The sequence below is a fragment of the Halanaerobium kushneri genome, assembly GCF_900156285.1.
Classification (GTDB): Bacteria; Bacillota; Halanaerobiia; order Halanaerobiales; family Halanaerobiaceae; genus Halanaerobium; species Halanaerobium kushneri.
This window is the reverse complement of sequence record NZ_FTNC01000001.1, coordinates 112,149-126,102: the sequence shown is the minus strand read 5'-3', so window position 1 is coordinate 126,102 and position 13,954 is coordinate 112,149. Positions and strand designations below refer to the sequence as shown.

Annotated in this window: 13 protein-coding genes; 6 read left to right on the top strand and 7 right to left on the bottom strand. The window is 29.2% G+C overall.

The window, feature by feature from the left end; translation table 11 throughout:
- Positions 1–22: 22 nt before the first annotated feature.
- Entirely contained in the window at positions 23–382 is a 360-nt protein-coding gene (locus tag BW929_RS00515; protein ID WP_076543414.1) for a VOC family protein, read from the bottom strand.
- Between the two features lie 117 nt (positions 383–499).
- Between BW929_RS00515 and BW929_RS00510 the strand changes: the two genes are divergently transcribed.
- The gene (locus tag BW929_RS00510) at positions 500–748 is read left to right on the top strand and encodes a hypothetical protein (RefSeq protein WP_076543413.1); all 249 of its coding nucleotides are present in this window, start codon (positions 500–502) and stop codon (positions 746–748) included.
- Positions 749–857: 109 nt separating this feature from the next.
- Positions 858–1,136 carry a helix-turn-helix transcriptional regulator gene (locus BW929_RS00505; protein ID WP_076543412.1) on the top strand — a complete coding sequence of 93 codons (279 nt, stop codon included), beginning with the start codon at positions 858–860 and terminating at the stop codon, positions 1,134–1,136.
- A 252-nt stretch (positions 1,137–1,388) separates the two neighbouring features.
- Here the strand turns inward: BW929_RS00505 and BW929_RS00500 are convergent, their stop codons facing one another.
- On the bottom strand, positions 1,389–1,688 hold the full coding sequence (locus BW929_RS00500; RefSeq protein WP_076543411.1) for a type II toxin-antitoxin system Phd/YefM family antitoxin: 300 nt from the start codon (positions 1,686–1,688) through the stop codon (positions 1,389–1,391).
- Positions 1,689–2,188: 500 nt separating this feature from the next.
- Between BW929_RS00500 and istA the strand changes: the two genes are divergently transcribed.
- From istA to BW929_RS00480, 4 genes are all read left to right on the top strand, one after another.
- On the top strand, positions 2,189–3,661 hold the full coding sequence (gene istA / locus BW929_RS00495; RefSeq protein ID WP_159437140.1) for an IS21 family transposase: 1,473 nt from the start codon (positions 2,189–2,191) through the stop codon (positions 3,659–3,661).
- Positions 3,662–3,721: 60 nt separating this feature from the next.
- Entirely contained in the window at positions 3,722–4,453 is a 732-nt protein-coding gene (istB, locus tag BW929_RS00490; protein ID WP_076543672.1) for an IS21-like element helper ATPase IstB, read from the top strand.
- A gap of 206 nt (positions 4,454–4,659) precedes the next feature.
- On the top strand, positions 4,660–4,911 hold the full coding sequence (locus tag BW929_RS00485) for a hypothetical protein (RefSeq protein ID WP_076543410.1): 252 nt from the start codon (positions 4,660–4,662) through the stop codon (positions 4,909–4,911).
- Entirely contained in the window at positions 4,908–5,312 is a 405-nt protein-coding gene (locus BW929_RS00480) for a type II toxin-antitoxin system VapC family toxin (protein ID WP_076543409.1), read from the top strand. Before BW929_RS00485 ends, BW929_RS00480 begins: the two co-directional genes overlap by 4 nt.
- 160 nt (positions 5,313–5,472) lie before the next feature.
- Here the strand turns inward: BW929_RS00480 and uvrA are convergent, their stop codons facing one another.
- The 5 genes from uvrA to BW929_RS00455 form a co-directional block, all read right to left on the bottom strand.
- Positions 5,473–7,995 (bottom strand): excinuclease ABC subunit UvrA, encoded by a 2,523-nt coding sequence (uvrA, locus tag BW929_RS00475; RefSeq protein WP_076543408.1) that lies wholly within the window; start codon positions 7,993–7,995, stop codon positions 5,473–5,475.
- A 253-nt stretch (positions 7,996–8,248) separates the two neighbouring features.
- Positions 8,249–9,112, bottom strand: coding sequence for a hypothetical protein (locus tag BW929_RS00470; protein ID WP_076543407.1), 864 nt, complete (start codon positions 9,110–9,112; stop codon positions 8,249–8,251).
- A gap of 210 nt (positions 9,113–9,322) precedes the next feature.
- Positions 9,323–10,186 (bottom strand): DNA adenine methylase, encoded by an 864-nt coding sequence (locus BW929_RS00465; protein ID WP_076543406.1) that lies wholly within the window; start codon positions 10,184–10,186, stop codon positions 9,323–9,325.
- Positions 10,187–10,208: 22 nt separating this feature from the next.
- Positions 10,209–11,651, bottom strand: coding sequence for a hypothetical protein (locus BW929_RS00460; RefSeq protein WP_076543405.1), 1,443 nt, complete (start codon positions 11,649–11,651; stop codon positions 10,209–10,211).
- A gap of 277 nt (positions 11,652–11,928) precedes the next feature.
- Positions 11,929–13,485, bottom strand: coding sequence for an ATP-dependent nuclease (locus BW929_RS00455; RefSeq protein WP_076543404.1), 1,557 nt, complete (start codon positions 13,483–13,485; stop codon positions 11,929–11,931).
- Positions 13,486–13,954: the final 469 nt, after the last annotated feature.

The window sequence follows — 13,954 nt, the reverse complement described above, 5'->3', positions numbered from 1 at the left end:
TTTAATTAGAAAATTTATAAAATTAATCTGATACCTTAGAAAAGACTTCTATCTGATTTCCTTCAGGATCTTCAAACTCAAAAACTATATTATCCAGGATTTTTGTTAAAGGAAAAATGATATTTAAACCCCGGACTTCTATCTTTTCTTTTGTTTTCTCAGCATTATCAACTTCAAAACTTAATAAACAGTTATCCCCATACTTTACTTCTTCATTCTCGTTATTATGATCAAACAGGAAAAGGCGGAATCCATCCACATCAAAGAGATATAAACTCTCCCTTTTCTTAGCTGCTGATCTTTCTAAAAACCATTCATAAAAATTTATTGCTCTCTTAATATTTTCTGCAGCTATGTAAGCAGATTCTAATTTAGGTTTCATAAGTTATTATACTTCCTAGAGATTGGTTTTTATTTTTGGTTAATTAGAAGTTTAAAAATATAGTTTTTACTTGCTTTATAAATAATACAAATAGTATAATATTAATAGGTGATGAAAATGAAATTTGAAAAATGTTTAAAAGCATTTTTACGAACAAAGAAAAAATATGATCAAGCATTAAAAAGACTAGCCAATCCTGAAGGTGATAGTGAAAAATTTTATAATATAACAAATGATGAGAAAAAAGAAGAACTTTTAGAATTATTCCGAGAACTAGAGAAAGCTGAAAACGAAAGTAAAGATAATATGGTTGGTACTTCTCATGATAACCTTATAGAAAAGATTAGAAAAGAGCTTGAAGAATAATTTATGTAATATAAGCACATATTCTAATACTTCATAAATTTTTTTAGTTAAATTATATATCTTTTTTGAAAATAACCATATTTAATTCTATCAAGTGAGGTGAAACAAAGTGGCCTTTATTGATCATAAAAGTCTTAAAAATGAACTTTTTGAATCTGAAGAAGTTAAAGAAGAATATGAAAAAATGAATGTTATGTATGAAATAAAAAAACAAATAATTAGGTATAGAATAGAAAATGATTTAACTCAGAAAGAATTAGCAGATAGAATAGGAACTAAACAGTCTACCATCTCCAGACTAGAAAATGATGATTATAATCCGAGTGTTGAATTTCTTGATAAAGTTGCTCATGCACTTGGTAAAAAACTTGAAATTAGATTTAATTAACAGTGCTAAAGGTTCAACGGCACTGTTTTCTTATGTTATAAGTTTTAAAATATTAAAGCATTAGCTAAGATTCATATAACGTCCCTGGGATTTAAGAAGTTCGTGAGGTTTAGTGCGACTGCCCATGCCGAATGAATTTTCGTAGAGCGTAAAGGAATCTTCAATCCCATAGGTGGTTTGCTATTCTGATAAATTTTAGAAATTATCATAAATTTAAAAAGGCTTATCTCCCCTTTTTAAGTCCCCTAAAATCTATTCTTTATCTAATAAATCCATGATTTCTTTTTCGCTTACTGCATCTTTAAGATCAAAGTTTTCTTTTCTTTTGGCTATAATCTTTTCAATATGGACATCTTCAATTTGATTTTCCAGAAATTCAATTTGTTCTAGTAACATTTCATATTCTTCAATATCCATCATAATACCTTCAATATCATTATTTCTGGTAATAAAAAGCGGGCCTTCTTTTGTTTTATCTAACATTTTACTAAAATTACGAACAATTTCAGAAGATGAGACCATATGCTCTCTATCAATTCTTAAAGTAACCATTATCGGCACCTCCATAAATTAAAATATTTCATAAATGATTATCTTAATTAAATTATATGTAAAATCTATTGTAATATTTTTAGTTTTGATTTATAGAAGTGTTTTAGCTTAGAATTTATATATTATTTTAAAAGACTTTTGTAAACCAGCTCTTTCGTATAACGTTCCTGGGATTTGCGCTCGTGCCTGATTCCGTCAGGAAATGGCCTAAAGCTTGCTTTTTCATATCCGTAATTGGTCAAGTCTGCAAGCTTTATGACAGGAGGCATGACTCCAATCACATGTTATACGACCGTTGGTTTTGCTCTTATCTTTATTAATTAAGAACATTAATTATTTGTTGTATACTAAAATTACCGGGAATTGCAAAGTAGTATTCCCGGAAGTTGCAAACTAAAATTCCCTATTATTGCAGAATAAAAAAGTCATTGCAGTCACCCCCAAAATACCGTACCCTTATATTAAGTCAACCACAACTTATATAAGGGAGGAAAATGGAGATGACATTAGCAATGACTGATATTAATGATATCAAAAAACTGTACTTTAAGAAAGGTTTAAATGTGGCTGAAATAATGAGAAAAACGGGTCATGATCGCAAAACAATTAATAAATACCTCGATATGACTGATTTTAATCTAGTTTTAGAAACACCTGAAAGATCCAAGCGTGGCTCCAAGTTGGACCCATTTAAGAAAACTATTGATGAGTGGCTTGAAGCTGATAAAAAAGTCTGGAGAAAACAGCGTCATACTGCAAAAAGGATACATACCAGATTAACTGAAATCTATGGTAGTAAATATGACTGCTCTTATCGATTGTTAGCTGAATATGTGAAAATCAAAAAGAAAGAAATATTTTCTGATGAGCCTAAATTCTTTTTACCGTTAAAACATCTGCCTGGAGAAGCTCAGGTTGACTTTGGTAGAACAGATTTTAGAGAAAATGGGACTTTTTATGAAGGCCGCCATTTAAATCTTAGCTTTCCACAGAGTAATACTGGTTATGCCCAGCTATTTAAGGGTGAAAATCTGCAGTGTTTAGAACAGGGCATGATAAACATATTTAATCATCTTGGTGGTGTTCCCTCCAGAATAGTTTTTGATAATGCTTCCAGTATGATTTCAGATATCGGAAAAAACAAATATCGAAAACTGACTGAACACTTTATGATGTTTAAAAACCATTTTAGATTTGAAGCTGTATTTTGTAATCCAGCAAGTGGGCATGAAAAAGGCAATGTCGAGGGTAAAGTTGGCTATCACAGACGCAACTATTTTGTGCCACCACCAGAATTTGATAATTTAGATGAATTCAATAAATCATTACTTACTGAACTTGATGATGATCAGTATCGTGAACACTACAGGAAAAATGCTACTCAGCATGAGTTGTTTCAAGCTGATCTAAAAGCATTATTACCACTGCCTGAGCTCAAATTTGAGCCAGCATTGGTTGTTTCCAAGAAAGCTGATGCCAATGCCTGTATTACTATTCATAAAGGTAAACACAGATATTCTACTAAACCAAGTCTTGCTAAAAGCAATGTTTTTGTTAAACTTACAGCTGAGAAAGTGATAATCTTAGAACAGGACCTTAAAGAAATTGTGACTCATGACAGGCTTTATGGTGACTTAAAACAGGAATCAATTAACTGGATTCTTTATTTAGGTCAAATATCAAAAAGGCCAACAGCTTTAAAATATACTGGGATTTATGATCTATTTCCTAAGGCAGCTAAAGATTATTTTGATACTTTAGATTACGAGAACTTAAAAGCAACACTAAAAACTCTAAATACACTGACAGAAGAAACAAATTTTGAGGCAGCAGTAGATGCACTCTTAGATGCTATCTCTCATGGAGCAAGTGATACTGACAGCATCCAGGTCCTATTTAAGAGAAAGAACTCTAAGATTATGGAACTTGATGGACATTTAGCAGCTAAAAATGCACCTGAATTACCTGAATAAAACCTGATATTAGTTTTTATGATACTTTCTATACAGTAGCAGATGGAGTTGAAGCCAATGATTAAAGATCAGATTGCAGCCTGCTGCAAAACTCTTAAATTAAGTCAGAACATAGCTGATAATTTTGAAAGTATTGAAGCTGAAAATCGTTATGAGTTTCTACTTGAAATACTGCAAAATGAAGTTGAATACCGTAAAGCCAAAAAGATAGAAAGACTGATTAAACAGGCTAAATTTTATACTATTAAGACCTTTGAAGGCTATTCGTTTGATGAAATCAGAATACCTTCTGCACTATCAATTGAAGATCTAAAAACAGGAAGCTTTATTGAGAAAAAAGAGAATTTAATACTGTATGGGGCCGCTGGTACCGGGAAATCTCATCTTGCAACGGCGATTGGCCTGGAAGTTTGCCGCCAGAGAAAATCAGTTTTGTTCTTTAGAACAGCAACCCTGGTTAATCAATTAAGCAAGGCAAAAGAAGAAGGAAAACTGGACAAATTATTTAAAAAGATAGAAAAAGCAGACTTAATAATTTGTGATGAATGGGGCTATATTCCTCTCGACAGAGAGGGATCTCAGCTCCTGTTCCAGATAATTTCAGACTGTTATGAGAAAAAGAGCCTGATAATCACAACTAATCTTGAATTTAGTAAATGGGCTAATATTTTTTATGATGAGCAGATGACAGCTGCTTTAATTGATAGATTGGTACACCACAGTCACCTACTTGTATTTCCTGGTGACAGTCATAGAATCAAAAATTCACTGATGAAAGGAGCCCAAAATTAACTTTAATTTTTCCCTATTGGGTGGCTGCTAAAAAAACTTTGCAAAAACCGGGAATTTTAACTTGCAAAAAACACATTAATAATATAATTCTTTTAATAGAAATAAATACCTGCATAAATATCAAAACCATTATACATGCATTAGTGTTAAGTGATATAATATAAACAGATTAAAAGATTAACCATTAGACGAAAGGAGTTTTTGTTATGCCATCTTTACAAGTTAGAGATTTACCAGAACATCTTTATCAAGAAATTGTCCGATTAGCTGAAGCTGACAGAAGAAGTATTACTCAGGAAACAATAGTATTATTAGAAAAAGCTTTAAATATAGAAAAAGAAAACAAAAAACGTCGTCAACAACTTTTAAATAAAATACAAGAAGAAACCAGTCAAGAAAAGAAAGATAAAGAAATATTAGATCCTGTAAAATTAGTTAGAGAGGACCGTGAAAGATGAGAATTACACTCGATGTAAGTGCAGCTGTTGAAATAGTGGTGGGTGGTAAAAGACAACAAGAAATTGTAAATATATTAAATGACGCAGACTGGGTAATTGCTCCTTCTCTTTTTATTTATGAAGCTAGTAATACATTGTGGAAATATCATGGATATCAAGATTATAGCAAAGAAGATATTATGAAAAAAATTGAATATCTTTATAAAATGGTAGATCAATTTATTGATGCAAAAGATATTTTTGAAGAAGCTTTGCCACTTTCATGCAAGATAAGTAATCCTGCTTATGACGCTATGTATTTAGTTACAAGCAGGCGTAAAAATGCTACTTTAGTAACATTAGATAAAAAATTAATTAGAGCAGCTAAAAGTATTGATGTTCCAGTAGCAGTAATTACTTAGCCCAATGTCGTATAACGTCCCTGGAGTTCACGACGTTCACGCTACCCCTCTGAATCTACACTCTAACTGGTGAATTTCATGAGTCCCCACTTGTCCTACTTTTAACCAGCAAGCTGAATGTTGCTAACTCCATGTTAGGCGACGTAGTGTGGCTTTTATGCTAATTTATTACTTCTTGAAGATATTTTCCAGTATATCCTTGGTTATTTTTCATTACTTGTTCAGGAGTACCTTCTGCCACAATATATCCTCCATTTTTACCACCTTCTGGCCCTAAATCTATCACCCAATCAGACCTAGCTATCAAATCTAGATTATGCTCTATAACAACTACCGTATTCCCTCTGTTAACTAATTTATTTAATAAGATAAATAGCTCATCTATATCGTGAGGATGTAAACCTGTAGTAGGTTCATCAAGTAAATATAAAGTATTACCATTACTATTTTTACCTAATTCCTTAGTTAACTTTATTCTTTGAGCTTCCCCTCCAGATAATGTAGTAGTAGGCTGACCTAAGCGTAAATAACCTAATCCAATTTCAGACATCAGTAATAATTTATCTATTATCTTTTTTTCATCTTCAAATATAGATATAGCCTGATTCACAGTAAGATTTAATATTTCAGAAATATTATAGTCACGATATTTCACTTCTAATATATCCTTCTTAAAACGCTTACCATGACAGACTGGACAAGTAACTTGAGCATCTGGCAAAAAATGCATATCAAGATTTATTACTCCTAAACCTTTACACTTTTTACATCGACCGCCACTTGAATTAAAAGAAAAATGTTTAGAGCTTAAGCCTTTATTCTTTGCTTGTTCCAAATTAGAAAAAAGCTTTCTGATTGTTGTAAAAATGTCAGTATAAGTTGCTATATTTGATCTTGACATTCTGCCAATTTGACTTTGATCAACAGTAATCACTTTATTAATTTTTTCTATCCCACTAATTTTATTATACTTACCAGGCATTTCACTTGAATCATAAAATTTACGTCTGATTGCTTTATCTAAGATATCAAAAACCAATGTTGACTTACCTGATCCTGAAACTCCTGTGATAGATACTAAATTATTTAGTGGAATATCAACTGTTATTTCTTTAAGATTATGTTCAGATGCTTTTTCTATTCTTAAGCAATCTCTGTTAATTGCTCTACTATTAGTTTTTATATATCTAGCCTTTTTATCTCCCGTTAAATAAGAAGCAGTAATAGATTTTTCACTCTTAATTACTTCTTCTAGACTTCCAGTAGCAACAACTTCTCCACCATTTTCTCCTGCTTCAGGTCCTATATCAATAATATAGTCTGCTTTCTTAATAAAATCTATATCATGCTCAATAACCAATATTGTATTACCACGATTACGTAATTGCTTTAAAACTTTGATCAATTTATCTGTATCCCTGCGGTGTAAACCAGCAGTAGGTTCATCTAATATATATAAAACTCCAGTAAGTCCAGAACCTAATAACGAAGCCAATCTAAGTCTTTGAGCTTCTCCGCCAGACAATGATACAGCTGGTCTATCTATATTTAAATAATCTAAGCCTACATCAATTAATCCTTTTATTCTTTCTAATAAATCATCAATGATTGGCCTTACAACAGCTAATGATGCTTTAGAAATATTATCTTCTAATTCTTTAAGCCAGTTTAAAAGATCATTAAGAGAAAATTTAAATAAACTTGTAATAACAGTATTATTAACTTCTACTAATCGGCTTTCTTCACGCAACTTAGTTCCTTTACATTTAGGGCATTCTTTTTGTATTAATTTTTTCTTAAGTTTTTTACGCTTTTTAGGATTATCAGTACTTTCAGAATAATTTTCTAATATTCTAGTAACTATCCCTTTAAAATTACCATCCCCAACTTTTTTAGGAGCTTTAATATCTGGAAAGTGTTCTTTAAATTCTTCACTTTTAACTCCATGTAATAATAAATCACGTTGTACTTCATTATAGTCTTTAACAGCTTTTTTAGGGTCAAAAGAAAAGCCATAATGTTCAGCCGCTGCTTGTAATACATCTGCATTATATTCAATCTGCCATCCTTTCCACTCACTAACTGCTCCTTCTAGAATATTTTTTTCTTCATCTAATATACTATCTAAATCAACTTCTGTAACAAGTCCTAATCCTTTACATTTTTGACAAACCCCTTTCTGCTTATTAAATGAAAAATGAGCCATTGTTAACTTTTCCAAGTCTTCCTTGCAGTTAGAGCAGACAACTTTTTCATCTCCCAATTCATCATCCCAAATTTCTACTTCTTCATCTTGTTCAAAAGTAGGTTTTATAATTTTACCACAATTAGGACATGGTCTCTCTCCTAATTTTGCAAATAAAACTCTAATGTAAGTATAAATTTCAGTAACCGTTCCTACTGTAGAGCGAGGATTTTTATTATTATTATATTGTCCAACACTGATTGATGGTGACAGTCCTTTTATAGAATCAACTTTAGGTTTGCTTAAAGAATCAGTTACTTTCCCCATGGATTCCATATACTGTCTTTGACATTCTTTTTGTAAGGTATCCATTGCTAAAGAGGACTTTCCTGAACCTGAAAGTCCAGTTAAAACAACCATTTTATACTTTGGTATTCTTAAAGAAATATTTTTTAAATTGTTTTCACAAGCTCCGTTAATTTCAATATATTTATCCATAACTAATACTCCCCTTATCAAAATAAATAATAGAATATATTTTTCATTTTAGTTATTATAACCACATAGTATTTTTCAATTAGTAATCTATTATAACACTATGTCGCCTAACATCCCTGGTATTTGTGCTTGTGCCTGGTTCCGTCAGGAACTGACCTAAAGCTTGCCTTTTCATATCCGTAATTGGCTAGCCAGCAAGCTTTATGACTGAAGGCATCACGACAATCCCATGTTATACGATCGTAATGCCAGTTTACTTTATCCAGTCTAAACTATATGGAAACCTAGTCAATCCAGTAGAAAACATTTCTGATCTTACCCCTGGTATTGATAATAAAATTCTCTCATTTATTAATTGTAAATTAAAATAAAGATTTTCTTCGTCTGAGCTAACTCCAATTGGCTCCCCAGCAAATTTAGCTTCATGTATTAAATTATTTCTTAATTCTGATAAAGTTGATCTTCCATTTTTTACTCTAGCCCAATCAGGTAAATAAATATTATAATATAAGCATAAATTTTCTATTCTTTGGGCATGAGTTTTTGCTTTATCAATATCTGTTATCTTTGTAGCAATATTGTAGCAACAATCTAAAACCTTATACTGTGCATCAAATTTTTCAAATTCATATTTATAACTTTGACCAAACAAAAACCAATGAATAGCTGCAGCATAACTTTTGAAAATATTAGAATCTTTTTGATATAAAAAAATTATTTTATCAATTATTTTACATAATTCTTTATCGTTACAATAAAAACTAATTAATTTTCCTTCTTTAATAGGTGTTTTATAATAGTGTCCCCAACCATCGCGATACATCTGTAATCCTTTTAAGAAGCCAAATATAGTAGGAATAAATTTTTGTAACTCATTATTTTTTTTAAACTTACTTTTCAATAACAATTTATGTGAATTTGGAAGTGCAAACCAACTTACACACTTAGTAGGTTTATTTTTTTTATCATATCCAATAGGTGGATATAACCAACTATTTTCTATATAAAAATTTTCTTTTAAGAACTCATATTTTTCTGTAATATCATCTAAAGGAATAATCTCCATCAAATCACTTGAATAGATTTTGCTTTCATTTAAAAAACCAAATTCAATCATATTTCCCCCTAAAGTTTACTTTGGCATTATGTCGTATAACGTTCCTAGTGTTCGCGACGTCTAGTATAAATTTAAAAGTCTGAGTATTAATTACCCAGACTTTCATAAATTATATCTAATTAAATTTTATATATTGCAACTAGATGTCGCTAACACCATGTTAGACGAAGTGCAAGTATTTATATAGAAAATACTAATATAAAATAATATCTATTCATTAACATTGAATTTCACTGGAGTGTCGATTTTAGGAACAACTAATTTATCACTAAACACCATAATTTCAGAACCTTTATATTTCTTAGCTGCACTATAACTAAGAGAATAAATTTTTTGGTAACATTCATTATATAATTTACTTATTTCTGGAGTATTATCATAGGTGACTATCCAATGTTGTTCAATTTTATTAATTATTATCTCAGCTAAATCAGCATGATCTTCCTCTTTATAATAATTTTCATATAAATGTTTTCCTTTATTAAAATAGGGAGGATCTAGATAAACTAAAGTCTTATTTGGTAAATCAGGAATCACATCTGTTATTAAATTTGCAGCATCTAAATTATATAATCTAATTCTATCTTTATACCTAGAAATCTTTTTAATTCGTTTAATTAAATTTTCTTTATTAAATCTAGCATTAATTTTCCATTTGCTATTTTGCTCAAGGCCTCCTATAACCCCCCCTTGTAAAATACCTGATCTATTTGTCCTATTAAGAAAAAAAGTGGAAAATCCTAATTCTAAAATAGAACTATTAAATTGTTCTTGGATAGATTTTTGTTTATGCCATTCATCAACAGTTATTGAAGTTTCAGAAATCAACTCACATAATTTATCGGTATGATTTAACACAGAATACCAAAAAGCATAAATTGAATTACTTAAATCATTAATTAAAATATCTGATACATATTCATTACATAATAAAGATAGAGCAATTCCTCCCCCTCCAGCAAATGGTTCTACATAAGTTCCATCTAATAAATTATTTTTTCTAATTATTAATTTCATATAATCCGATAATTTTCCTTTTCCCCCAGGATAACGCAAAGGAGAATAAAATCTCATATATAATCACCATACCTATTATTTAGTTATTCCATATTCCTTTAAAATAATTTTCTAATCTTTCCCAATTGATTTTTAAATCTTTAGCAATTGGTTGCATATTTTTATTATGAACATATGCATTAAATGTATTAATTGAAATTATACTATCAGGATTAGAAACTGATACATTAACTGGTTTCAATTCTTGGTCAGTCAATAAATCTTTATCTTTCAAATCTTCTGCTACTTTTTGAACTTTAGTAGAAAGCCTAGAATCAATACTTATATTTTCTAAATTATTTTCTTCAATATAATGATCTAAACTTAATTCAAGAAAGACTCTAAATGAAACAGCAGTCAAATTAGGAAACTTTTCAACCTCAATTTTTTTCAGCTCCATATAAATCTTATTTATTCTTTTATCTTCTATTTCTAAAATACAATTGCTTGGAATAAGTCCGTGTCTAAAAAAAGACCTTCTTTTAGATTTAGGTTTCCTTTTTTCATCATTGTTCTCTTTCGATTCATTTTTTTCTTTATTATTTTCTTTTTTCTCAGCATCTTTTCTCTTGGAATCTAAATTATTATTAGAATTATTATTATTTTCATCTGTTTTATCAGATGCTTTGTTTTCATCAAATGCATCTTTTGGATTTTCATATACTACTTCTGTATTAGGTATTTGAGAAGCATCAAAATTTTCAAGGTAATTTGCACGATCATCTTTATAATAAATATCATCTACAATTATATTTTTATGAACTAAATCTTTAATCACTTTTGCAAGTCCTTTAAAGACTTCTTCTTTTGGATGAATTATATGTAAATTACCATCAATGAATTCTATTCCTAAAAATTCTCTTACAGCTGGATCACTTATTAATCTTTCAAGATTTGTAATTGCTATAGAATTAAAATTATTTTTTGTTTCTTCATTTAGTATATCTGATTCTTTTATAAATTCTAAAACCTGCAAACATTTAGTTGATTTCCCCAATCTTCTTTCGAACCTTCTTTTAGAAGTAGCATCCCAAGTAACAGTACCAATACCATCTAATTGTCCGGAATGTTTTATTTCAATCCAATGAATAGCGTCGGCTTCTTCTTCAAAAGCCACACAAGTTATTTCTTCAAAACCACTTATATCATATTGTTTATTAAGTCTTTTAAATTTTTTCTTTAAATTATTGTTTTTGGAAGACGCTATATTAGGTTCTAATAATAACTTTAAAGCAGTTATCCTTCTATTTCCTTCTAAAACTCTATATCGATTTTTAGAATCATCCAATGAAGTTACAATAGGAAGATCAGAAGGATTTAAACCGGATTCAATAATATCTACAGCTAACCTATATAACTTTTGGTTTTGATTTTCTATCATATTTTCAATAGCTTCTTTCTGACTATCTGCAATTTCAAATCTAGGATTTTCAGTATTTATAAATAAGTTTGGAATTTTTATCGTTTCATGCCAATATTTCATTAATATTATTCCTCCTATATTTATGTTAATTTTTATCTTCTCTAATCTTTATTTCTATATTAACTTTATTATTCCTTCATATTTTGATTATTTAACATTATATTTTATTTTATATATAACCATTTGCATTTCGTCTAACGTTACTGGGATTTGCGCTCGTGCCTGGTTCCGCTAGGAACTGGCGTAAAGCTTGCGTTTTCATATCCGTGATTGGTTAGCCTGCAAGCTTTATGACAGAAGGCATGACGCTAATCCCATGTTATCCGAAGTAACTATATTACATAAACTCTTTATAAAAACTATCCATTTCTATAAAAAATTGTTGAATTAATTTTAAATCAGATTCTTCATCTAAATTGCTTTTTATTTTTGTTGCAAGGTTTAATTTAGATAAATCTCTATCTTTTTCTAGATCAAGTTTCTTAAATGCCTTTGAAAACTTTATTAAACCTGCCTCTTCATGATGTTCATTTTTTCGAGCTTTTAATAGATCTTCATTATTTAATGAGCTATTATATAACTCATTTATACTTTTTAATAATATATCATCACTAATTAAATCTTCAATTTCACATTCTTCATATTCTTCTTTATCTAACGAGATAACCCTTAACTTGTTAAAAAAATTATCTTCTTCAATTTTATCTTTTGCATTATTTCCTTCTTGATCTTTGTCTACTAAAACAATAGTTGGTAATTCCATTTGAGATATTAATTTAGAAAAATAATGTAAGTTAGAAGCTCCCTGAGCACTTAACAAATTAATATCTTCTTCACTAAAACTAATTAAATCTTTATCATGTAATATTTTTATTATTTTTGGGAATATAATTTTTTCAGTAGGTCCTTCAACAAGTAAATTAAATTCTCCTACAAATAGCGAATCGTTAACACCTAAACCTAAGTCCTTTCTTATGTCAAACCAATTATTTCTATAACTTTCTTTTAATACTTTTGTATGCATTTTATTATTTCTTTTAACATGATGGACAGATTTATGATTAAATTTATCAATAAAAATTGGAGAATGTGTTGTTAAAAAAATTTGTATAGAATATGCTTCAGAAATCTCCCTTATTCTTTTAAAAAGTCTTTTTTGTAATGAAGTATGTAAATTAGATTCAGGTTCTTCAATACCTAAAATAATATTTTCTGGTTTTTTCAATAAATTAAAAGAAAAAACTAATCCTAAGTAAACTAATTGTTGTAAACCAGAACTTTTATTCGATAATAAATTACTATTTCCGTAACTATCAATTACATCAATGCTATAGGTATTATCATTTTTTATATTAATTGAAATATTAATGTTTGTATTTAAAATAAATTGTAAAAACTGAGAAGCATTAGTTTCAATTTTTCTTCTTTCATTTGAATTATTTATAGAATATAGTTGCTGCAAATCATCTGAATTAAAATTAATTTCATTTAAATCACCAAAATAAATATATTTTGGATTATTTTTAAAAAAGCTATTTTTAGACATATTTATATATTTGCCTTGTTTTTTTAACATATATTTTCTATTATTTTCATTCAAATCAATTTTTAAACTTACCTCATTTTCATTATTATTAAACATATTGGAAGCATTAGCAAAAACAATTTCCATATAAATGTTATCTCTATTATTTAAAAATGAATCAAAAGAATTTGCAATCTCATCTTTTCTTAAAGTACCTTGACGAGTAAAAAAAATTTCAAGAGCCTTTAAAATATTACTTTTTCCTACATTATTTTTTCCAACTAATATATTTAAACCTTCTTGTATCTCTTCAAATTTAAAATCTACTAAAGTTTTATAACCTGATATAGCTATTTCTTTAATATACACTTTTTAACTCCTCTCTTGGTTATAGTTATTTCGGATAACGTTACTGGGATTTAAGAAGTTCGTGAGGTCTAGGGCGACCGCCCTTACCGAACGAATTTGGATGGAGCGAAGCGAAATCTTCAATCCCATGTTATGCGCTGTAATAACTGGCTGCGTAAAATATTTTATCTTTCTTCAACTTACTGAACAATGATATTAACTCTTAACCAGCTAGTACTTCGTATATTCTGCACTATATTAAATCTTCACGAAGTGCGTGAAGATCAATCAGTGACTAATTTATTCTTTGATATATGTAAATAATTTTGTAAATTATAATTGTCCAAGTCTATTGTTAAAACCACTTGAAATCTGCAGTGATTATTTTCTTCATTTGGAGGAGCTAGTTCATAGCAGTAAGCGATGATCCAACCCTTCTTTTATCTTTTTCTCTTATTTGCCGATGTTCAGTTATTATTTCGTATAACGT